16 protein-coding genes are annotated in these 21,283 nt (G+C 43.4%); 7 read left to right on the top strand and 9 right to left on the bottom strand.

The genetic code is table 11. From position 1 onward, the window contains the following. Nucleotides 1-289: 289 nt before the first annotated feature. Together H6G48_RS06910 and H6G48_RS06905 are read right to left on the bottom strand one after the other, a co-directional pair. Nucleotides 290-1,396, bottom strand: coding sequence for a universal stress protein (locus H6G48_RS06910; RefSeq protein ID WP_190720425.1), 1,107 nt, complete (start codon nucleotides 1,394-1,396; stop codon nucleotides 290-292). Between the two features lie 137 nt (nucleotides 1,397-1,533). After that, the gene (locus H6G48_RS06905) at nucleotides 1,534-2,514 is read right to left on the bottom strand and encodes an ABC transporter ATP-binding protein (protein WP_190720422.1); all 981 of its coding nucleotides are present in this window, start codon (nucleotides 2,512-2,514) and stop codon (nucleotides 1,534-1,536) included. 280 nt (nucleotides 2,515-2,794) lie between these two features. Between H6G48_RS06905 and dacB the strand changes: the two genes are divergently transcribed. Further along, nucleotides 2,795-3,685, top strand: a complete 891-nt coding sequence (dacB, locus tag H6G48_RS06900; protein WP_190720419.1) for a D-alanyl-D-alanine carboxypeptidase/D-alanyl-D-alanine endopeptidase — start codon at nucleotides 2,795-2,797, stop codon at nucleotides 3,683-3,685. Nucleotides 3,686-3,780: 95 nt separating this feature from the next. On the opposite strand, the gene H6G48_RS06895 is transcribed toward dacB, so the two are convergent. Further along, nucleotides 3,781-4,047, bottom strand: coding sequence for a DUF6761 family protein (locus H6G48_RS06895; RefSeq protein WP_190720417.1), 267 nt, complete (start codon nucleotides 4,045-4,047; stop codon nucleotides 3,781-3,783). Nucleotides 4,048-4,280: 233 nt separating this feature from the next. After that, the gene (locus tag H6G48_RS06890) at nucleotides 4,281-5,246 is read right to left on the bottom strand and encodes a M48 family metallopeptidase (protein WP_190720415.1); all 966 of its coding nucleotides are present in this window, start codon (nucleotides 5,244-5,246) and stop codon (nucleotides 4,281-4,283) included. A gap of 31 nt (nucleotides 5,247-5,277) precedes the next feature. Between H6G48_RS06890 and H6G48_RS06885 the strand changes: the two genes are divergently transcribed. Further along, complete coding sequence (locus H6G48_RS06885) at nucleotides 5,278-5,433, top strand: hypothetical protein (protein WP_190720412.1); 156 nt, start codon at nucleotides 5,278-5,280, stop codon at nucleotides 5,431-5,433. Nucleotides 5,434-5,518: 85 nt separating this feature from the next. On the opposite strand, the gene H6G48_RS06880 is transcribed toward H6G48_RS06885, so the two are convergent. The 4 genes from H6G48_RS06880 to patD form a co-directional block, all read right to left on the bottom strand. Beyond that, entirely contained in the window at nucleotides 5,519-7,654 is a 2,136-nt protein-coding gene (locus H6G48_RS06880) for a glycosyltransferase (RefSeq protein WP_190720409.1), read from the bottom strand. Continuing rightward, the gene (locus H6G48_RS06875) at nucleotides 7,648-7,833 is read right to left on the bottom strand and encodes a hypothetical protein (RefSeq protein WP_242034560.1); all 186 of its coding nucleotides are present in this window, start codon (nucleotides 7,831-7,833) and stop codon (nucleotides 7,648-7,650) included. Before H6G48_RS06875 ends, H6G48_RS06880 begins: the two co-directional genes overlap by 7 nt. Nucleotides 7,834-7,948: 115 nt before the next feature. Then, nucleotides 7,949-9,574, bottom strand: a complete 1,626-nt coding sequence (locus tag H6G48_RS06870; protein WP_190720406.1) for a dipeptide ABC transporter ATP-binding protein — start codon at nucleotides 9,572-9,574, stop codon at nucleotides 7,949-7,951. 75 nt (nucleotides 9,575-9,649) lie between these two features. Further along, nucleotides 9,650-10,006: a heterocyst frequency control protein PatD gene (gene patD, locus H6G48_RS06865; protein ID WP_002759645.1), complete on the bottom strand. Its 357-nt coding sequence runs from the start codon at nucleotides 10,004-10,006 to the stop codon at nucleotides 9,650-9,652. 223 nt (nucleotides 10,007-10,229) lie between these two features. Here patD and H6G48_RS06860 point away from each other — a divergent pair, with 223 nt between their 5' ends. From H6G48_RS06860 to leuC, 3 genes are all read left to right on the top strand, one after another. Beyond that, on the top strand, nucleotides 10,230-12,527 hold the full coding sequence (locus H6G48_RS06860; RefSeq protein WP_190720402.1) for a RelA/SpoT family protein: 2,298 nt from the start codon (nucleotides 10,230-10,232) through the stop codon (nucleotides 12,525-12,527). Between the two features lie 157 nt (nucleotides 12,528-12,684). Continuing rightward, nucleotides 12,685-13,683, top strand: a complete 999-nt coding sequence (locus H6G48_RS06855) for an MraY family glycosyltransferase (protein ID WP_190720399.1) — start codon at nucleotides 12,685-12,687, stop codon at nucleotides 13,681-13,683. A gap of 279 nt (nucleotides 13,684-13,962) precedes the next feature. Further along, nucleotides 13,963-15,363, top strand: a complete 1,401-nt coding sequence (gene leuC, locus H6G48_RS06850; protein ID WP_190358647.1) for a 3-isopropylmalate dehydratase large subunit — start codon at nucleotides 13,963-13,965, stop codon at nucleotides 15,361-15,363. Nucleotides 15,364-16,226: 863 nt separating this feature from the next. On the opposite strand, the gene H6G48_RS06845 is transcribed toward leuC, so the two are convergent. Further along, on the bottom strand, nucleotides 16,227-18,665 hold the full coding sequence (locus H6G48_RS06845) for a glycosyltransferase family 39 protein (protein WP_190720396.1): 2,439 nt from the start codon (nucleotides 18,663-18,665) through the stop codon (nucleotides 16,227-16,229). Nucleotides 18,666-18,801: 136 nt separating this feature from the next. On the opposite strand from H6G48_RS06845, the gene zds reads away from it, so the two are divergent. Both zds and H6G48_RS06835 read left to right on the top strand, forming a co-directional pair. Next, nucleotides 18,802-20,262: a 9,9'-di-cis-zeta-carotene desaturase gene (gene zds, locus H6G48_RS06840; protein WP_190720393.1), complete on the top strand. Its 1,461-nt coding sequence runs from the start codon at nucleotides 18,802-18,804 to the stop codon at nucleotides 20,260-20,262. A 227-nt stretch (nucleotides 20,263-20,489) separates the two neighbouring features. After that, the gene (locus tag H6G48_RS06835) at nucleotides 20,490-21,185 is read left to right on the top strand and encodes an aldehyde oxygenase (deformylating) (RefSeq protein WP_190720391.1); all 696 of its coding nucleotides are present in this window, start codon (nucleotides 20,490-20,492) and stop codon (nucleotides 21,183-21,185) included. Nucleotides 21,186-21,283 lie beyond the last annotated feature (98 nt).

Raw genomic sequence — 21,283 nt, 5'->3', positions numbered from 1 at the left:
GCGTAAGGACTTCCGGAGTTTGTGTCCAGTAGTCCATTAGTATTATATTGCTTTAACTCAGGCTGTGTAAGACTTTTAGCCATAGCTAGTATATTTATACGGGGGAAGTCCAGAAATATAGACGAGGTAAAGGGTTTTAGGGGCCTGTTTGGCCAAGCAGCTGCAAGGTTTTCAAGCTAGTGGCTCAAAAACCTTGCCTCTTGATGAGCGATCGCATCCTGTCGGGGCGAAGCATTCGGATAGAAAATCTACGGTTTCAGCGATAGGTTATTGCCCGAATGCTTCGCCCCTACTTTTTCAGCAAACCCCTAATTGGTACTTTTGGATCGGTGGCGATGATGTGAAGATCGATATTTTTCTGCCAGATCAGGCGCATGAGTTTTTGGGTGAAAGAACCTTTGATGAAATGCTTCCAGCGCGATTGAAGGCTCTCCCCGATCACAATCTGGGTGATCCGTTCCCGTTCGGCCACTTCTGCGATCGCTTCGGCCACCTGATAGCTTTTAACCCGTAAGAATTTACCCTCGAATTCTCGACATAAACGTTCGCAGGTTTCGATATGTAAAGCCTCCTCTTTGGAGAGAAAGCGATCGGGGTTATCGACGAAAATCACGAAAAATTCTGCGTTCATATACCCCGCTATCCGCGCTCCCCGACGTAATAATCGTAAAGAGTTGGGATAGGTGGAAATACAGACTAATACCCGTTCGTGAACGGGACAGGATTGACCGATGAATTTGGTCGAATTACTCGCTTCTTCTTCTACCGTATCGGCCACTTCGCGCAGGGCGAGTTCCCGGAGGGCGATTAAATTGCGCCGTTGAAAGAAATTATTTAAAGATTGTTGGATCTTTTCGGGAGCGTAGATTTTTCCCGCTAATAATCTTTCCTCTAGGGTTTCGGGAGTAACATCTACCACGATCACTTCATCAGCTTCCTCCAAAATTCGATCGGGTATTCGCTCCCGCACCACCACCCCGGTGATTCGGGCGACCAGATCGTTTAAACTCTCGATATGCTGGATATTCACTGTCGAGTAAACATCGATTCCCTGGGATAAAATTATCTCCACGTCCTGAAAGCGTTTCTCTCGCTCCGAACCAGGCGCGTTCGTGTGGGCTAATTCATCGATCAGACACAGCTGCGGCGAGCGGGCGATAATCGCTTCCGTATCCATTTCCGAGAGAGTGAATCCCTCTTTCTCTAGGATTTTTCTCGGTACGATTTCCAGTCCCTCAGCTTTTTCGGCGGTCTCTTTCCTGCCGTGGGTTTCAAGCAGTCCAATCACCACGTCGGTTCCCTGCTTTCTGAGGCTATGCCCCTCCTCCAGCATTTTGTAAGTTTTCCCGACCCCCGGGGCCATGCCGATAAAAATTTTATGTCTTCCCCGTCGCACGCTCGTCTCCTTTTTGGCAACTTGCCTTACAGATTAATACTAAATCCAGTTATTAAAAACTGATTATCTATTCCCTCTTTTGCCTTTTGCCTGTCCTCATAAGTAGCCTATACTCAACGGATTTGCTCTGAGAGTGCTTATTGACTAGAGGTAATACCGCGCTGACGTAATTGGTCGATAAAAAATTCTTCTAGGGAAGCACGAGCTAAATTAAGACTAATCAAGCGAGCATCCATACTAGGCAGGGCAGCCAGAAAAGCAGCGGGTTCTCCCTGTAATTGTCCGTGCCAACAATGATCGCGCCAATGCAACCCGAGTATCCATTGCTGCAGTTGCTCCTCCCTACCACCTTGAACAATCACCTGATAGACATCAGCACGACCGAGAATTTGCTCGAGGGAACCGACACAGAGTAATTCTCCCCGGGCCAACAGGGCAATGCGATCGCAAATTTGTTCCACATCGGAGAGAATATGAGAGTTAAAAAAGATGGTTTTCCCCTGTTGTTTGAGGGATTGAATAATTTCTCGCACCTGATAGCGACCGATAGGATCCAGTCCCGACATCGGTTCATCGAGAAAGACTAATTCAGGATCATTGATTAATGCTTGGGCTATACCGATCCGTTGCGTCATACCCTTAGAATATTGACGCAATTGTTTTTTCTGGGCAGTTTTGCGGTCTAATCCCACTAAATCCAATAATTCAGGAATGCGTTTTTTCTGCACAGAAGAGGGAATTTGAAAAATGCCGGCGATTAATTGTAGGAATTCCCAGCCGGTGAGATAGTCGTAGTAGTAGGCATTTTCAGGAAGATAGCCGATGCGTTGCCTGACCGAGCGATCGCCAATTGGTTGACCGAGAATCAAGGCCCGTCCGGAAGTGGGTCGGACAATCCCCAAAAGGGTTTTTAAGAGTGTGGTTTTGCCGGCCCCGTTCGGGCCTAATAATCCAAAAGTTTCGCCCTCATGGACAATTAAAGTACAGTTTTTCAAGGATTCGATTTTTTTATTTAACCAGAATCCTGTCCGATAAGTTTTTTGTAAGTTTAACGTCTCTAGCACAGTTTGACGGCTGGTATTCGTCATTGTTTTGGAATCATCTGAGACAGAATACATGGGTCTGATATCCCTTTTCCTACACTTTGCTTTTATTATCCCCAAATTGTCACCAGCAATGTCAACGGTATCAAAATAGCACGATTTTGGAACCCAGAAAAATTCCAACTGGTCTTGAGAAGGGGTATCAGTGCAGTTCCAGGCTATTGCCAGCTTTCTTCTCTGGCATTGGTGTGCATTAGCCGCTAAAATCTGTTAGACAGGTAACTTTGACACTTGAGCGGCAACTGGTACAATAGTGCGAACGCTTACGGAAACCAGACTCTTACACAAACACAGCATGAAACAACTCCTCAATAGCCTCAATTCGCTGACAGTGGCCAGTGTAGCCACTATCGCCTTGGCCTACCCTAGCATCGCTCAAGTTAATCTGTCTGTTTATCCCGCTCCTTCCTCGTCGAACGAATCCATAGAATTATACGTTCCCCCGCCAGAAAACAATAACACCAATAATAATACCTGTACTCAATTGATTGGGGCAAATATCGATAAAATTATCGGTCAAGCTCCCAATCAGTGGGGTATATTAATCGAATCTATCGATCGCCAAACAGTTATTTATAGTCATAACGCTGATCGCTATTTTATCCCTGCTTCTAATACAAAGTTATTTACCACGGCTGCCGCTTTACAGGTGATGAACCCGGAAACGACAATTCAGAAAAAATCCCTGCGCGATTGGGTTAATATCACTAATCAGAGAAGTAATAATTTCTACGCTGAAACTCTTTTTCGCTTTATCGGCGGTTCTAAAAATGTTACTGCCATCTTGGCACAATTGGGCATCAATCCCAGTGGTTTTCGTTTAGCCGATGGTTCGGGATTATCCCGCCAGAATACCGCTACTCCCCGCTCGATCGTGGAAATTTTGCGGATGATGTATTATTCTCCTAATCGCGACACTTTCTATGCTTCCTTACCAGTGGCGGGAATTAGTGGCACCCTGAGAAACCGAATGCGTCAGACGGCCGCTACTGGCACAGTTTACGCTAAAACCGGCACTCTTACCGGTGTGCGGGCCCTATCGGGTTATCTAGAACACCCCAACCAAGGACCGATGTTATTTAGCATTATCGTTAATAATCAACGGGTTTCTGGACAGGCCCTGGTGAAAGCGATCGATACTATTGTTCTACAGATGACCGCATCTCGTTCCTGTCAAGCTCAGTAGAGCGCTGGTAAAAATCCCCATTTGTCCTGGTCAGCTGTCCGCGCATTTAAGTTGCTTGTGGAGATCAGGCAAGAGTCAAGAGGCAAGAGTAAAGGTTAATAATAGCCATAATCTGCCTCAGTTTGGGTTTGGGTTTGGGGGGAGAGATACTCAAAATTGGAAGGATCTCGCAGGAAGCGAAAGATTTCTGCTTCGAGACGATGAATTAGATAGGGTTCTATGGAATTAGAATGGCGTAAACAGGCTAAATAGCCTTCTACATATAGCCGGATCTCATCAAAACGCGAGCCACGGTGCCAAAGATCCACCATGTCATCGGTTAGTCTTTGATAGTAACGAATAGATTGGGTATCTTGGAGCATGGGCAGTAGAACAAAAAAGAGAGAGTGGGGGTAAGTGTTTATGGATAATCGTAGGGAGAATTGCTATTCTCGGTCCCCGATACCTCTATTGTACTCACCAAATCGGCAAAACACAGGCGGGGGTATTTTCAGTGATCAGTAAAGGGTGTGGGGTGTGGGGTGTGGGGTGTGGGGAGAACAAAGCTGCCTTTTGCCTTTTGCCTCCTGCCCTCTGCCTCCTGCCTTCGTATAGATTATTCATGGTTTCTTTGTCTTTTTGCCCGTTCAATTTCCGCTTGTAGTTCTGCTATTTGTCGCTGCAATCTTTCGCTTTCCCTATCATTAGCATCAACATTAATTGAGCTTTTAACCCCTGTTTTGGCATAGTTTCCCCGGCGAATTTGACGATAGGATTCCGAGTTAAACCATTCCTGTAGATAATGCACTCTTTCCACGGAAAAAGGATGGGTTAAAAAGGAACCATTACCGCCATTATAAATGAGAAATTTATAAATCTGGTTTAAGTTATCTTGGTCTAATTGTCGGTAGGCTTCCCCTTGACGAATAAATTCTTCTAAGTTGCATTCATGCAGGTATTTTTGACTTCCTCCTGCACATTTCATTAAAGTTCTCAGGACTAAATTTAAATCATCGCTAACTAATAAAGCCGCTCTGTCTGCTGATAATTCGGCTTTTCTGCGCCATTCATAAAAGGCATAAACTAGACCGGTAGTAATGGCTTTTCCTAGTCCTAAGGTGATGCCCCCAAGGAAATTAGCCGCCCCCATCACCCAAAAAGACATTTGAATTAAAATACTATGATCGCATTTTAAATGACCTAATTCGTGGGCAAGAATTACCCTAATTTCTTCTTCATCTAAGAGGTCTAAAAGGGCAGTATTAAAGACAATGTAGGGATGTTCCGAACCTAAAGAATAGGCATTCGCTGAAGGGTTTTGACTGACATAAAGATTCGGTTCTGGAGACATATCTAAATCCCGCAGACATTGGCGATATATACCGTATAAAGTGGCGTATTGACGCGGGCCGACTTTTAGATCATTGCCCATTAATAAAATTTGCTGGGGACGTTCATAGAGATATTCGGAAAAACTTTTCGCTAATAAATCAAACCCTGGAACTGATCTTAAGGCCTGTTCAGCTTGCTGATCTAGGGGATGTTTAAAAGCTTGACTGGAGATATCACGATAAGTTGGCATATTTTTTCAAGGAAAAAGGGTAAAGGTAAAGATGATAATTCAGTCGTTAGTCAGAAATAAACGGGCATTAATTGCCAAGTTTTTAAGATTGTCTTGTCAACTTTTTCGAGGCAACCTATGGCATTATAGTCAGGAATTCCTTCTAGAAAAAGTTGGCGTTTATCAAATCAGTAATGCCTCTCAATAGGTTTTTAATTCTGCAAAATTGCGGATTCTAGAGTTTATTTCGGTGACATAGAATAGACCTGTGGAAGAAATGAGCTTTTTTATTGTTAACTATCCTTAGCAATAATTCCTAGATTCGATAACAAAGCTTGTAGGTTAGTTTGCACGGTAGCGGGTTGGTATCTCTTAATAGTTTCTAGGGAATTATCAGCGAGTTTTTGCCACAATTCCCTATGATCATAGAGTTCGATCACCGCTTGGGCAAATTCCTCGGCAGTATCGGCAATTAAAACATCTTGGTGGTCAATTAATCCCATACCTTCGGCACCAATTTTTGTGGTAATAGTCGGTAATCCTAGGGAAAGACTTTGACCTATTTTACCCTTCATTCCCGCACCAAATCGCAGGGGTGCGACAAAAATCCGACTCTTTTGGAAATAGGGTTCCACTTCGGGAACATAACCGGTAACAATTACTTTATCATTGGCTAATTCTTTCACTTCATCCTTGAGGTTACTTCCCAATAAATTAACGGTAATGTCAGGACGGAATGCCCAAACTAAGGGCATAATTTCTAAACATAACCACTTAACTGCATCAATATTAGGAGGGTGATTGTAGCTACCAATAAATACTAACCCCGATCGCTGGTCAAAAGCAACTTTTTCTGACAGGGAAATTTCTTCATGGATATTGGGGATTACCCAAACATTTTTCACTCCTAAAGAGGATAATACCTGCTTTTCGTCTTCGGTTACTACTACGGTTGCTTCCGCTTGATTAGCATAGTTTAACTCTAATTTCTGATAGGTTTGCCAACTCCAGCTAGTATTTTGGTAACTGGGATCGAGATAGTCTTTTTGTCGTTTTAAACGTAGAAAATGCAGGTCAATTGTATCATAAATAATTGGTGCTTTTGTTTTTAAGCGAATTAAATCCATATACTTATCGCACAATTCGGGACGACACAACCAAACTCCATCTATCAGGGGTAAATATTTGATTAATTTTTCTTCTAGATTATATCTTTGTGGTGTGCCATAAATAACTTCAATTCCCAGCTGTTGCAGGACGGAAGTATAGGGTTGTTCGGGATAGCCATTATCGGGAAAGAAAATGACTGAATAGCCTAAATTGAGCAGTAGCTTAAGAATATTTAATAAACGCACACAGCCGGATTCTCGATCGTATAGTGGAACGTAGGAATCGATGACTAAAATTGTCGTTTTTCCTTGTAAACGTCGGGCAGCTTTGGGTACATTATTAGCATCGTTATCTAGGTGTTTAGTTAATACCTTTGACCATTTTTCTCGAAACTTAGTTTGATTAATAACTTGATATTGTTTGATCCCACTAGAAAGGTCTGTTCCCGAGGTGATTCCTTCGTAGTGAATGACGTTAGATTGGGGTTGATAAAGGACTTGATAACCCAATTCTCGGAGGGCAAAACATAAGTCTGTATCTTCGTAATATGCGGGGATAAAGTCTTGACAAAAACCACCTAATTGCTTAAATAAATCTGTAGGAACTAATAAACTTGCTCCCGAACAATAGTCCACGGGACGGACATAATTATATTCCGGTTCCTCGGGACTATCTAAGCGTCCATAATTCCAACCATCGGCAGAATTCCAGATAATTCCCCCCGCTTCTTGTTGTTTACCATTAGCATAAATTAACTTGGAACCCACCGCACCAACTTGGGGATTATTGATAATTAATTTCACTAAACTTTCTAGACAATTTTCTAGAATACGAGTGTCGTTATTGAGAAAATATAGGTATTGACCTTTTGCTTGACTAGCCCCATAATTACAGGAACGAATAAAACCAGAGTTCTCTGCATTAGTTAATACTTTAATTCCTTTAACTAAAGTTGCTAATTGTTCTAAAGTTTCATCGCTGGAAGCATCATTAACGATAATTATTTCATAAGCTAAATCAGAACCTAGGTTAACACTCAAGGATTCCAGACAGTTAAAGGTGTAGGCAAATTGGTTATAAGCAGGAATAATAATCGAGACTAAAGGATCATCACTACTGGCAATTTCTAGGGGTCGGGGTTCAGCTAATTTAGCACTTTCGATCACCTGTTCTTCAAATTCAGAGGAACTCTTTCCTGTGAGAATTTTGATAATTTTTCGTTTCGTCTTTTTGAGCGCTGGTTTCCATCCTTCCTCCTGGAGACTAAAGACAAATTTTTTCAGCAGTTTTTTAACTTTGAAAATAATCATTATTACCATAAATACTCCTCTAGAGAAAACCAATCTTGTGCTAAATTTAAATCTCTTTTTGCTCTAACAATAGCCCCTTCTTTTAATTGTTGATCGAGGTAGTTTCTCTGTTGTTCCAAAATATATAATTTAATCGCTTCATTAATTAAATTATTATATTCTTTTTCAGGATAATCACTACTCGCCAACCATTAATCGAGAAGTTGCATGGTATCTTCAGGGAGAGTTATCTGAAGTTGTCTGGCCATTTTGTCTTTCCTAACTATATCTAGACAATAACAATTATAAACCCCTAGAGCGATTTTAGTTGCTGTCGGGATAAATTCTCGGGGCTGCGGCGATTAATTTTTGAGTGTAGGGGTGTTGGGGATGGCTAAAAATCTGTTCAGTGTCACCCATTTCAACTATTTTACCCGCAGTCATCACCGCAATTCGATCGCAGAGGAATCTCGCTAACCAAAGATCATGAGTTATAAATAAATAAGTGAGATTAAATAACTTTTGTAACTCTAACATTAACTCTAAAACCTGTGTCTGGACACTAGCATCAAGCATACTAACCGGTTCATCACAAATAACTAATTCTGGATGGGTAATTAAAGCGCGAGCAATGGCTACCCTTTGCTGTTGTCCCCCCGATAACTCCTTAGGATAGCGTCGATAAAATTCCTCTACTGGTGTTAACCCGACTCGATCTAACATTTCTAAAACCTGTTTTTTAGCCGTTTCTAGATTAACTTTTTGATGGATAAAAAGCGGATCGGCGATACTTTCTCCCACCGTCATTAAAGGATTGAGACAAGCGAGGGGATCCTGAAAAATCATCTGCATTAAGCGCCGTTTTGGACGCATTTTTTCCGCCGACAAAGGGGTTAAATCTTCTCCTAAAAATTCCACTTTTCCCCCGGTGGGTTTAATTAACTGTAATAGGGTTCGCGATAGGGTACTTTTCCCACACCCCGACTCCCCAACTAAACCGAAGATTTCCCCTCGATACAGTTCAAAATTGACTTCATCCACCGCTTTAATAAATTTCTTGTCTTTCTTTAAAAAGCTATCTAAAAAGTTACCTTCTAGGGTATAATACTGTTTTAAATTATCCACCTTTAACACCGTTTCCTTGCCTTGAATTGCCGTTGATTTTTCCTCCCGTAACTGTAGGTGTAAAGCGGCGGCCAAAAGAGAACGGGTGTAGGGGTGTTGAGGTGTATTAAAAACTGTTTTTACCGCTCCCGATTCGACAATTTTGCCCCCCTTCATCACCGCTAATTGATCGCAATATTCTCCCACCAGCGCTAAATCATGGGAAATTAACAATAATCCCATCTGTTCCTCGCTACATAAACGCTTTAATTCCCGCAGAATTTCCGCCGAAACCGTCACATCTAAACTGGTGGTGGGTTCATCGGCAATAATTAACTTAGGGTTTAATAATAAAGCTAAAGCAATGGCCACTCTTTGCCGCATTCCCCCGCTAAATTCGTGAGGATATTGGGACCAACGATTAGCGGGAATTTTCACTTTTTCTAGGACAGTACAAGCTTGACTTTTAGCTTGACGATAGGTTAAATTTCCCCGATGAGCTTGCAAAGTTTCCACACAATGATCGCCAATAGTCATCAGCGGATCCAGTCGCGTCATCGGATCTTGAAAGACTAATCCCACCGCTTCCCCGCGAAACTTTTCTAACTGTTTGCTAGATAAAGATAAAAGCGATCGCCCTTCAAAGGTAATCTCACCTTCCACGTGAGTGCGATTGGGTAATAACCTTAAAATAGCCTTACCGATGGTCGATTTTCCACAACCAGATTCACCCACTAATCCCAGAGTTTCCCCTTTGCCTATACTAAAAGATACCCCATCGATCGCCCAAGCGGGAGAACTTAATTCGGTCGGGTAGGCAATTTTTAGGTCTTTAATTTCCAACATGACGCGATCGGTAACGATAAAAGTTAGGACTTAGGGTCAAGTATGCCACACAAACGGCGATCGAGCATTTAATTGCTAATCGACAACTGACCCTAACAAAACCCGACAATACCCCTTTAAAGTCGCCACTCGCTCGCTAATTATCTGTAAACGTTTCTCCCGTCCTTGCCGCGCCGAGGCCAAAAATAACCAATCCGTCTCCAGCAATCGCCACGATCGATATAGTTCCGTCTGGAGCGCGCGCCAACGATTAGCCACCTCTGGGCTGAAATTGTCATCATTTAGTGACAATATCTCCCCTTCTAGACAGGTTTGTAAAGCTTGAAAAGATTGTAACCCCGTGGAAGCATCCCCATCCAGAAGGGCAAGACTGAAATCCTCCAGTTTTCTTAACAAAGATTTGTAGGCTTGATGGTAATTTGTCGGTAGCATCCAATACAAAGCGCGTTAGAATTTGTTACATAAGATTAACGATTTGCCGTCACGGTTGCAAGTCCTCTTCCCGATCAGAGACAAAAACTTAAAAGAATCCCGCCCTTTTCGCCGATCGATCCGATTCCAGTGTTAGAGAGTTAAGTAATCTGGCATCCCTTCGGCCTAATAATTTTCTAGTTATCCGTCTCCTCCCCCCCCCTATTATCCCCCCGATCTAACCATGAACGCCATCACTGCCATCCAACCGGAAACCCTCACCGCCCTTCCCCGGGCCACGGAACCGAAAAAAGCGTTAGTTTTACCCGATTGGCTGAAAGAATGCCTGATTACCTACGAAAACGACCCCCAGAATCCCGATATCGATTTAATCTCTAGGGCTTTTAATTTCGCCCACAAACTCCACGAGGGCCAGTATCGCAAATCCGGGGAACCCTATATCGCCCATCCCATAGCTGTGGCGGGATTACTGCGGGATCTGGGGGGTGATGGGGCAATGATCGCGGCGGGATTCCTTCACGATGTGGTGGAAGATACGGAAGTCACCCCCGAAGAAATCGAGGCTAGATTCGGTGTCGAGGTGCGTAATTTGGTGGAAGCGGTGACAAAACTCTCCAAATTCAACTTTTCTAGCAAAACTGAACGGCAAGCGGAGAATTTTCGCCGAATGTTCCTGGCGATGGCTCAAGATATCCGCGTTATCGTGGTCAAATTAGCCGATCGCCTGCACAATATGCAAACCCTCGAACACCTCACCCCGCAACAGCAGCAACGCATCGCCCTAGAAACTAGAGAAATCTTTGCTCCTCTGGCTAACCGTTTAGGGATTGGCAGATTTAAATGGGAATTAGAGGATTTATGCTTTAAATACCTCGAACCCGATGCTTATCGCACCGTGCAGTTATTGGTATCGGAAAAACGTATCGATCGAGAGGCCCGCATCGAAACCGTCACTAACACATTGCGGGAAAAATTGCAAGAAATTGGCATAAAAGTTCTTGATTTACAGGGTCGCCCCAAACATCTCTACGGCATCTATCATAAAATGCACAATCAGGGCAAAGAATTCGAGCAGATTTATGATATAGCCGCCGTCCGCATTATCGTCGAAACCAAAGAGGAATGTTATCGTTGTTTAGCCATAGTTCACGACCAATTTACTCCGATTCCTAACCGTTTTAAAGACTATATCGGTTTACCAAAAGCTAACCGTTATCAATCCCTCCATACCACCGTTGTTGGTTTAAATGCCCGTCCCCTAGAAGTGCAGATTCGCACCCTAGAAATGCACCATGTTGCTGAATACGGGATTGCAGCCCATTGGAAGTATAAAGAAACCGGTTCTAGTCAAACAACTTTAACCGCTGCGGATGAAAAATTCGCTTGGCTGCGTAATCTGCTCGACTGGCAAAAAGACCTTAAAGATGGCCAAGAATACATGGATGGCCTCAAAAATAATTTCTTTGAAGAAGATATCTATGTTTTCACCCCCAAAGGTGATGTGGTGGCCCTCGCCCAAGGCGCAACACCGGTAGATTTTGCCTATCATATTCATAGCGAAGTAGGTAATCAGATGAAAGGGGCAAGGATTAATGGTAAATGGTCAGTTCTTGATGCTCCCTTGCAAAATGGTGATCTGGTGGAAATTCTCACCAGCAAGCATAGTCACCCTAGTTTAGATTGGTTAAATTTTGTCGTTACTCCTAGCGCCAGAAATCGCATCCGGCAATGGTACAAAAAATCGCGCCGAGAAGAAAATATTAGCCGGGGTCGTGATTTATTAGAGAAAGAATTGGGTAAAACTGGCTTCGATGCCCTGCTAAAATCAGAACGAATGCAATCGGTGGCTAAACAGTGCAATTATGTGGCAGTAGATGATTTATTGGCGGCTTTGGGTTACGGCGAAGTTACCCTAAAAAATGTGGTTAATCGTCTGCAAGAAACAGTTAAAAATCAACAGGAAATTTTAACGGTCAAAAATCCGCCCGATGTCCTGACTGATTCCCAATTGATTCTACCACCTTCTCCCGTTCAAAGGGCTTTACCCGTTAGTAAATCACCGATCGCCGGTGTGGAGGGATTAGTCTATCGTTTGGCTGGTTGTTGTTGTCCTTTACCAGGGGAAAATATTACCGGTATAGTCGCCCATGCAGGGGAAGGTATTGTGATTCACCGTCAGGGCTGCTCGAATGTGGAAAAAGCCGAAGCTGAACGCTTAATTCCTGTTAGTTGGAACCCCCTAGATGACCAGGGACGTTATCCAACTTATCCAGTAAATATTCAGATTGAAGTGATCGATCGCGTCGGGGTTTTAAAAGATATTCTCTCTCGTTTAAGTGACCAAAATATTAACGTTCGCAATGCCGGAGTTAAGACTAATTTCGGTAAACCCGCTTTAATTTCCCTGAAAATTGAAGTAAAAGACCTGCAACAATTTGAACGCTGTGTTACTCAAATTAAGCTGATGAGCGATGTTTTAAACGTTCGTCGCATCAGTCAGGTAAAAAGCGATCGAGAGTAGGGTGAACCTAAAATTTCTGCTAATATCCCCCAAACTTCAGAGTGCCTTAGCTTTGGAAGTGGGATGCTGACACTGACTAAAACCACGATGGCAATATCGGCACTTTTTGTCACCGAACAACGTAGGATCGATAATTAATCTGAGTGCGAAAATCCCTATGTTATTATCCCTACTCTCAGTCATCAGTTTTCTGATTAGTTTTCTGGTGGTTGCCCTGATTAAACAACGTTTTAGCCAACAATTGTTAGATATTCCCAATGAGCGTAGCAGCCATAGTCAACCCACACCTAGGGGGGGTGGACTCGGTTTTGTCGTCGCTTTTGCTCTGACTGGCGGCCTCAGTTATTTTCTCCTTCCTCCTTCCCTACCTCTCATTCCCCTGTGGTTGTCCCTGACTCCTTTAATTATTATCGGCCTTCTCGATGATCGTCGCAGTATTCCCTCTAGTATTCGCTATTTAGTGCAGTTATCCTCCGCTAGTGTTGCGGTCACTTTTTTCGGTGCTTTTCCCCAATCGTGGCTATTAGATTTGGGTTTTGGCGGCAAAGTTTTGGCTATTATTCTCACAATTATCGGCCTGACCGCGATGATTAATTTTTATAATTTTATGGATGGTCTCGATGGCTTGGTGGCTGGCTGTACGGCGGTACAATTAGGATTTCTCGCTCTCTATTTTCAGCAACCAATTTTATGGCTTTTAGTGGCAGCTTTAGGCGGTTTTCTCCTCTGGAATTGGTCGCCAGCGAAAATTTTTATGGGTGATGTGGGTAGCACCAGTCTGGGGGCAATTGTCGCTATGGTTTTACTTAATAACCAGGGCAATCAAAGTCAGGCTTGGTCAGCTTTAACTATCACTTTACCTCTGATTGGTGATGCTATTTATACCCTTATTTGTCGATTATTAAAAAGGGAAAATATCTTCCAAGCTCACCGCATTCACCTTTATCAAAGATTACAAAAATCTGGCTTGTCTCATCCACAAGTAGCAATTATTTATATGGGGGTAACTCTCCTGATTGCTATTAGTATTAACTCCCTAGGAATACTAGGATCATGGCTGAGTTTACCTCTGATTCTAGGATTAATTTTTCTCGGAGAAATTTATCTGAACAGGAAAGTTAGCGATCATAATTTAGCGGTGACAAGAAAAGAATAATTTTTTTTTGCTATGGACTGAGGGGTTATTCAAACCTAGAGAATGTTAGACTAAATCCTCTTGAAAGATTATAGGAAACGGGGGGTAAGGAGCAGCAGTAATCACTCAAATAGTTATTGGCTAAAGTCTTTTATTTTACTCAAAAACTGATGGTTTTAAGCTGGCAAAAACAGAGCGATTCACCTATTATCCCTCCTAACCAAGAGAAAAGAAAAAATTAATACTTATCGGCCAAGGTTAGCTGATATGATCAAGGAGATGACTATCATTCCAAAGTCAATGAGCGCAAGAACATTATTCGATAAAGTCTGGGACGCACACACGGTTAAGATTCTTCCCAGTGGACAGACACAGTTATTTATCGGACTGCATCTAGTCCATGAAGTCACCAGTCCCCAAGCTTTTTCGATGCTGAGAGAAAGGGGTTTAAAAGTATTATTTCCAGGACGGACTATTGCCACCGTCGATCACATCGTCCCCACCGAAAATCAGGCGCGTCCTTTCCTTGACGATTTGGCCGAGGAAATGATCCGAGCGATCGAAACTAATGTTCAAACCAATCATATTCCTTTCTATGGCATCGGTTCCGGCAATCAGGGCATAGTTCATGTGATCGCTCCTGAACAGGGTCTAACCCAACCGGGGATGACGATCGCCTGTGGTGATTCCCACACCTCCACCCACGGCGCTTTTGGGGCGATCGCTTTTGGCATCGGCACTTCCCAAGTACGCGATGTTCTTGCTACCCAAACCCTATCCCTATCGAAATTAAAAGTGCGTCGAGTGGAGGTAAACGGCGATTTAAACCCCGGTGTCTATGCTAAAGATGTAATTCTCCATATTATCCGTCAATTGGGCGTAAAAGGCGGTGTTGGTTACGCCTACGAGTATGCTGGTAGTACAATTGAACGGATGTCCATGGAAGAAAGGATGACGATTTGTAACATGGCGATCGAAGGTGGGGCCCGATGTGGTTATATCAACCCTGATCAAATCACCTACGATTACCTCAAAGGTCGTGATTTTGCGCCCAAAGACTGGGAAAGTGCGGTTAATTGGTGGGAAAGCATTAAAAGCGATGCCGATGCGGTTTATGACGATGTGGTGGTCTTCGATGCCGGTGAAATCGAACCCACAGTTACTTGGGGGATTACTCCGGGCCAAGGAATCGGGGTTAACGAAATCATTCCCACTCCCGAAAGTTTACCAGAAAGTGAAAGAGCGATCGCAGAGGAAGCCTATCAATACATGAAACTCACCCCCGGCACCCCGATTAAAGGCACAAAAATCGATGTCTGCTTCGTCGGTAGCTGTACTAACGGCCGGATCAGTGATCTGCGCGAAGCGGCCAAATTTGCCCAAGGTCATCGTGTTGCCCCCCATGTGAAAGCTTTTATCGTCCCCGGTTCCGAAAGAGTCAAAAAACAAGCGGAAGCAGAAGGATTAGACCAAATTTTCCTAGCATCGGGCTTTGAATGGCGCGAGGCGGGCTGTTCCATGTGTTTAGCCATGAATCCCGATAAATTGCAGGGAGATCAGATCAGCGCCTCCTCCTCCAATCGTAACTTTAAAGGTCGTCAAGGTTCCGCTTCCGGGCGTACTTTGTTGATGAGTCCGGCGATGGTGGTAGCGGCAGCGATTAAAGGGGAAGTCACCGATCCCAGGGAGTTGTTAAATTAAATAGGGTTTGCGGCAAAAAGTTTGTTACTGGGGTCAGGAGTCAGGAGTCTCCGAGTCAGGAGGCAGGAGATAGGGTGATAGGGTTTTGGGGTGATAGGGCGATGAGACAGCTTCCCCACTTCCCCACCCCACTTCTCACTCCCTTCTCCCCTTCTCCCTTCTCTACAATAATTACTCGCAACCAGAAATACCTTGGGTTATTAAGTACCTAAGCAAAATTAATTACACATCTAAGCCACTACTCCGTGAGACTTCTGCTGATGTGAGCAAACAGAGAACTGAAAACTCAAATCCGATCCCTAATAGCTGTCTCCCGTCTCCTGTCTCCTGTCTTCTGTCTCGACTAGGAAATTAATTTTGCACGACTAATTATCATACTTTGTGCTTTTTGTCAAAAAAACTTTTTTTTTGCAATAAAACTACACAAAAAAAAGATCATCGTTGTGGGTGAAATTGACTGATTTACCCGTCTTAATTAGGATCACCTTCTAGGTGTGGCAAGGGTTTCAACCATTGCTGCCCAAAAAAGCACAGAATAACCCATTATGAAATTCAGTAAAATCGCTGTAACTATCATAACATCGTTGTTAAATAAAAATCTTTCTCAATTAATTTTTAAGAATTTATAAATATTGCGGAATGTTAATTTAAATATTCTCAAGTTTTTGCAGTAAATCAATAATTTTTACTTATCTTTGTCCAACATTGGGTTAGAAGTCAGGAGTCAGGAGTCTCCGAGTCAGGAGTCTCCGAGTCAGTAGTCAGTAGTCAGTAGTCAGTAGTCAGTAGTCAGGAGATTATTTTTATTTATTCTTCCCACTTCCCCACACCCCACTTCCCCACTTCCCACTTCCCACTCTATTTTAATTTGATTGCCATAATTGCCAAGCTTTAACGAGATTTCCCCCCATCAAGGCAGCCACTGCATTTAAAGTCTTAATTTCCTCACTATCGGGATTTAATTGTCTAGCTTTATCTAAGACTTTTTGGGCTGCTTGCGGTTGCCAATCGTAGAGATAAATAAAACCTTGATAAGCATAATGATAGGGATTATAGGGGTCAATTTTAATCATTTCCTCCGTGGCTTTTATTGCCCCTGCTACATCCTGTTGTAGTACCTTAGAAATTGCTAATCCGTAGGCTAAAGATAATTTATCGGGGGGGTTTTGTTGCTGTAAACGATAGGAAAAAGCTTTGTCTGCTTGCAGCACATAATCCTGAATCGAATCGTATTGATTGATACGATTAGTTAACTGAAAAATTGGCTCAATACCCGTTAATCCTTGACCAATATTAGCAGACTTTAAGCGCAATTGGGTGACTAAATCTAATTGGGGCGTTGCTAACTTGGGAACTTGAGGATCGATAGTAATTTGAGCATTAGTTTTAATCGGATAGGTTTCGCCAGTTTCCCGATTGAGATAGACAGCAGATAAGCGATAAACTCCGGGGGTTGCTGCCGACTGCATGGCGGTTTTTTCAGTGACTTCAAAACCCTTTTGTTGCTCTTCTGGAGTTAATTTTTCTGCCATTAATCTCCCCATAGCAATACCATGATCGTGCATCCAATAATCCTTACCGTCCACTTCTTGCCAGGTTAAAATTACTATCCCTGACTTTAATTGTTGCCAGTCTCCTGCCCATTTATAAACCACAGAAATTGGTTGATTAGGAGAGGCTTTTTCGGCAAGGGCAATCTCTCTTAATTCCACCTGTTTTGGTGCAGTTTCAAGGGGTTTAACCGTGACGGAGGGGGCTATTTTACGGTGTAGGGAAAGGGTACTATCATCCGGTAGCTGCCAAGTTTTCTCCACTTGGAAATCTGGCCCAGTGGCGACTCGATTAACAATTTTTTTCTGGACATCGGGGACGGAACCCTGTTCACCAGTTTTAGTTAAAAACCAATCTAAAGAATTGACATCCTTTTCGATATCTTCTTCCCGAACTCCCACCTGTCTGCCGGCAACCTGGGAATTATGTTTACCACCGTAGAAAGAGAAGGTATGTTGATTTAATTCGGGGGTGGAAGGTAAAACCCCTAGGGTGCTGCGAAGATAGGGAGAATCGACTAGAATCTCTTTAACTACTTCTTCCTGTTGCCAGCCGGTTTTTAAATAGGGATGGTGTTGCAATTCGGGACTAAAAACATTAGTAATTATATCTCCCCCCAAGGGGAATAAATTTAAGCTGGTGAGGATAGCGGCAATAGTTAATGTTCCCCAACGGATAGCGGGGGCAAAACGACCGCGCCAAGATAATAAACCAACGGATAAAATTAAGGATAAAGTCGGTAAAAGCGGCAAAATATAACGAGCATCTTTATTGATATTGAGGGATGATAATAGGTATCCCCCCAGCAGAAAAACTCCTAACCAAATCCACACAGGACGATTAACCTTATCTTCGGTTTTTCTATGACGTAAGGAGATTAATAATCCCACCAGGGGAACTAATAACAATACCCAAGAAAGAAAATAGGGTAAAACTTGGGCGTAAAATGTCCAGGCATCTGGACTGGTAAGAGGGGGATCTCCCTCCAAAATCGCCGAATCTACCGTGGCACGTTTGCCCGCGGTTAACATTAATAACCAATTCGTCCGATACCAGGGAAACATTAACAGTGCTGCCGTCAAAAAACTGAGCATTAATTGCGCTAGATTGCCCCAACGTTTTCGCCGGAGATTTTCGCCCAATACCCACAAAATCGGTAAAAAGAGGAAAAATAGGGCGGTTTGTTTGACTAACATCCCTAAACCGAAAGAAATCCCGAAAGCGATCGCTTTTAGCCAGCCTTGACCACTAAATCGCCACCATGTCAAGCATAAGTAGGAAAACGTTACAATTGCCGCTAAGGGAAAATCTAAGAGATATTCGAGGCGATAATAGTATAAACCGGGAAGAAATTGACAGATTAAGACCGCCCATAAAGCCACAGTCCCATTAAAGAGGATAATTCCCAATCCGTACACAGAAAAGAGCAGTAGGGCGCTATAGATAGCCATTACCCACATACCCGCGTCAAGACTAATACCAAAGAGATTAAAGAAGGGAATCGTTAAAAGATAGGTTAAAGGGGGAATTTTCGGGGACATTAGCCATAAACTGCGCCACCAATCCCCGTCAAACCAGCGCGGATTTTGGAAAGCTTGGGTATAGATAATCCCACCGTTGAGATAATCGGCCTGATCCCAAGCAGGAATAGTATGATCGAGACTAAACCAGAATCTATCGACTAATATCCCCAATATCCAAATAATAGTGACAATAATTAATTCCTGTCTCCTATCTAGCGATCGCTTCAAAATGACTTCTCCCTAGTGCAACTGTCAATTATTCTGCCACGCTCTCAAGTGACCCTGAAAAAATCGCCAGCGAGAAACACCAGACCGATCGGGTAAAATAAAGATTTAGTGAAAAATTGTAACAGGAACTTGACAAATGCGAGTGGTGATCGTTGGTGCGGGATTAGCGGGAATGGCAACAGCTATCGATCTGGTCGATGCGGGCTGTACAGTAGAAATATTAGAATCTCGTCCCTTTGTCGGGGGAAAAGTCGGTAGTTGGGTAGATGCGGACGGTAATCACATCGAGATGGGCTTGCACGTCTTTTTTGGTTGTTACTATAATCTTTTTGAGTTAATGAAAAAAGTGGGCGCTTTTCAATCCCTACTACTCAAAGAACACACCCACACTTTTATCAACGAAGGGGGAAAAATCGGCGAATTAGACTTCCGTTTCGTCGCAGGTGCGCCTTTTAACGGTTTAAAAGCCTTTTTTACCTCCTCCCAACTCTCAGCAGCCGATAAAATCTTTAATTCTCTGGCCTTAGGTACCAGTCCCATCGTCCGCGGTCTGATAGACTTCCAAGGAGCAATGAAAACGATTCGGGATCTGGACTCGATTAGCTTTGCCGATTGGTTTCGTAGCCATGGCGGTAATGAAGGCAGTTTAAAAAAAATGTGGAATCCGATCGCCTATGCCTTAGGATTTATCGATACGGAAAATATCTCGGCCCGTTGTATGCTGACGATTTTCCAATTTTTTGCCGCTAAAACCGAAGCTTCCGTCCTGCGGATGTTGGAAGGTTCCCCCCACGAATACCTGCATAAACCGATTATTAACTATCTGGAAGCCCGGGGAGCCCAAATCTCTACCCGTCGTCAAGTGCGGGAAATTCTCTATTCTGGAGAGGGCGAAAATCTGCAAGTTAATGGCCTGATCGTCGCTAACGGAGAAACCACGGAAACTATCACCGCAGATGCCTATGTTTGCGCTGGTGATGTCCCCGGTATTCAGCGTCTTATTCCCCAAGATTGGCGGAAAATGACGATTTTTGACAATATTTTCCGACTAGAAGCTGTTCCCGTCGCCACGGTACAATTGCGTTTTGACGGTTGGGTGACGGAGTTAAATGATGCCGAAAAACGCCGACAACTGCAAAAAGCGGTGGGAATTGATAATCTTTTGTACACCCACCAAGCGGATTTTTCCTGTTTTGCAGATCTTGCTCTCACCAGTCCTAGGGATTATTATCGCCCCGGAGAAGGTTCTTTATTACAGTTGGTTTTAACCCCCGGGGATCCTTTTATTAAAGCTAAAAATGAAGATATCGCCTGGCAGGTTTTAGCGCAAGTCCACAAGTTATTTCCCTCCTCGCGGGAGTTAAATATGACTTGGTTTAGTGTGGTGAAATTAGCCCAGAGTCTCTATCGGGAAGCACCGGGGATGGATGTCTATCGTCCCTCGCAAGCGACTCCTATTGCTAACTTTTTCCTGGCTGGCAGTTATACCCAACAGGATTACATTGATAGCATGGAAGGAGCCACTTTATCGGGTAAACAGGCAGCCAAAGCGATCCTACAACAGGCCGAGCGCCGGAAATCTTTAGCCACGGTTTGATTAAACAGCCAGCAATCTCGTCTCTTGAGAAGGGATTGCCTCTAGACTTGTTTTCAGTGGCAAAAGATAACCCCTATAGCTAACTTGGCAAGTCAGCCTCAGGGCAAGCTATACAAAAAAGACCGATCAAGCTAGACTCGTAAAAAGATCACTCCATCTAGAAGGCTTACCCTAGACTGGAAAGAACGTCGGAAAAATCTCGTCAGAAATAGGAGTCAATCGAGTTTATGCCAGAGCTTGCTGTACCATTAGAGCTTGATTTCACCAGCGAAACCTATAAATCAGCCTATAGTCGCATTAATGCCATCGTTATTGAAGGCGAATACGAGGCCAATAGCAATTATATTCAATTAGCAGACATCCTCGCCGATAACAAAGAAGAGTTACACCGTCTGGCAAAAATGGAAAACCGTCACATGAAAGGTTTTCAAGCTTGCGGCCAAAATTTGAAAATCACTCCTGATATGGATTATGCCAGAGAATTCTTTGCCTCTCTGCACGATAACTTCCAAATTGCCTACGCAGAAGGTAAAGTTGTCACCTGTTTATTAATCCAATCTTTGATTATCGAAGCTTTCGCGATCGCTGCCTATAATATTTATATTCCTGTTGCTGATCCTTTTGCCCGTAAAATTACTGAAGGCGTAGTTAAAGACGAATATTTACATCTCAATTTTGGCGAAGAATGGCTAAAAGCGAACTTTGAAACCGCTAAAGAGGAATTAGAAGCGGCAAATCGCGCTAATCTGCCCATTGTCTGGAGAATGCTCAATCAAGTCGAGGATGATGCTCGCGTCCTCGGGATGGAAAAAGAGGCCCTCGTGGAAGACTTTATGATTAGCTACGGGGAAGCTTTAAGCAATATCGGTTTCAGCACCCGTGATATCATGCGGATGTCTGCCTACGGATTAACTGCTGTCTAAAGCTTGAGCATCGAGATTTCTTTTTTTCCCCTGCTGCCGCTCAACACAGAGCGGCTCTTTTGTGTATTATATTTAAGAGTCTTAACGATTTCTTAGCA

The organism is Microcystis flos-aquae FACHB-1344 (genome assembly GCF_014698375.1).
GTDB lineage: Bacteria > Cyanobacteriota > Cyanobacteriia > Cyanobacteriales > Microcystaceae > Microcystis > Microcystis aeruginosa.
The sequence above is the reverse complement of the archived record's forward strand: the minus strand, read 5'-3'. Positions and strand labels throughout refer to the sequence as shown.

What these genes read in the sequence shown, in the direction of transcription:
- H6G48_RS06905 (WP_190720422.1), bottom strand. Translation starts at nt 2,514, where the DNA reads ATGTATTCTGTCTCAGATGATTCCAAAACAATGACGAATACCAGCCGT.
- dacB (WP_190720419.1), top strand. Translation starts at nt 2,795, where the DNA reads ATGAAACAACTCCTCAATAGCCTCAATTCGCTGACAGTGGCCAGTGTA.
- H6G48_RS06895 (WP_190720417.1), bottom strand. Translation starts at nt 4,047, where the DNA reads ATGCTCCAAGATACCCAATCTATTCGTTACTATCAAAGACTAACCGAT.
- H6G48_RS06890 (WP_190720415.1), bottom strand. Translation starts at nt 5,246, where the DNA reads ATGCCAACTTATCGTGATATCTCCAGTCAAGCTTTTAAACATCCCCTA.
- H6G48_RS06885 (WP_190720412.1), top strand. Translation starts at nt 5,278, where the DNA reads ATGATAATTCAGTCGTTAGTCAGAAATAAACGGGCATTAATTGCCAAG.
- H6G48_RS06880 (WP_190720409.1), bottom strand. Translation starts at nt 7,654, where the DNA reads ATGGTAATAATGATTATTTTCAAAGTTAAAAAACTGCTGAAAAAATTT.
- H6G48_RS06870 (WP_190720406.1), bottom strand. Translation starts at nt 9,574, where the DNA reads ATGTTGGAAATTAAAGACCTAAAAATTGCCTACCCGACCGAATTAAGT.
- patD (WP_002759645.1), bottom strand. Translation starts at nt 10,006, where the DNA reads ATGCTACCGACAAATTACCATCAAGCCTACAAATCTTTGTTAAGAAAA.
- H6G48_RS06860 (WP_190720402.1), top strand. Translation starts at nt 10,230, where the DNA reads ATGAACGCCATCACTGCCATCCAACCGGAAACCCTCACCGCCCTTCCC.
- H6G48_RS06855 (WP_190720399.1), top strand. Translation starts at nt 12,685, where the DNA reads ATGTTATTATCCCTACTCTCAGTCATCAGTTTTCTGATTAGTTTTCTG.
- leuC (WP_190358647.1), top strand. Translation starts at nt 13,963, where the DNA reads ATGAGCGCAAGAACATTATTCGATAAAGTCTGGGACGCACACACGGTT.
- zds (WP_190720393.1), top strand. Translation starts at nt 18,802, where the DNA reads ATGCGAGTGGTGATCGTTGGTGCGGGATTAGCGGGAATGGCAACAGCT.
- H6G48_RS06835 (WP_190720391.1), top strand. Translation starts at nt 20,490, where the DNA reads ATGCCAGAGCTTGCTGTACCATTAGAGCTTGATTTCACCAGCGAAACC.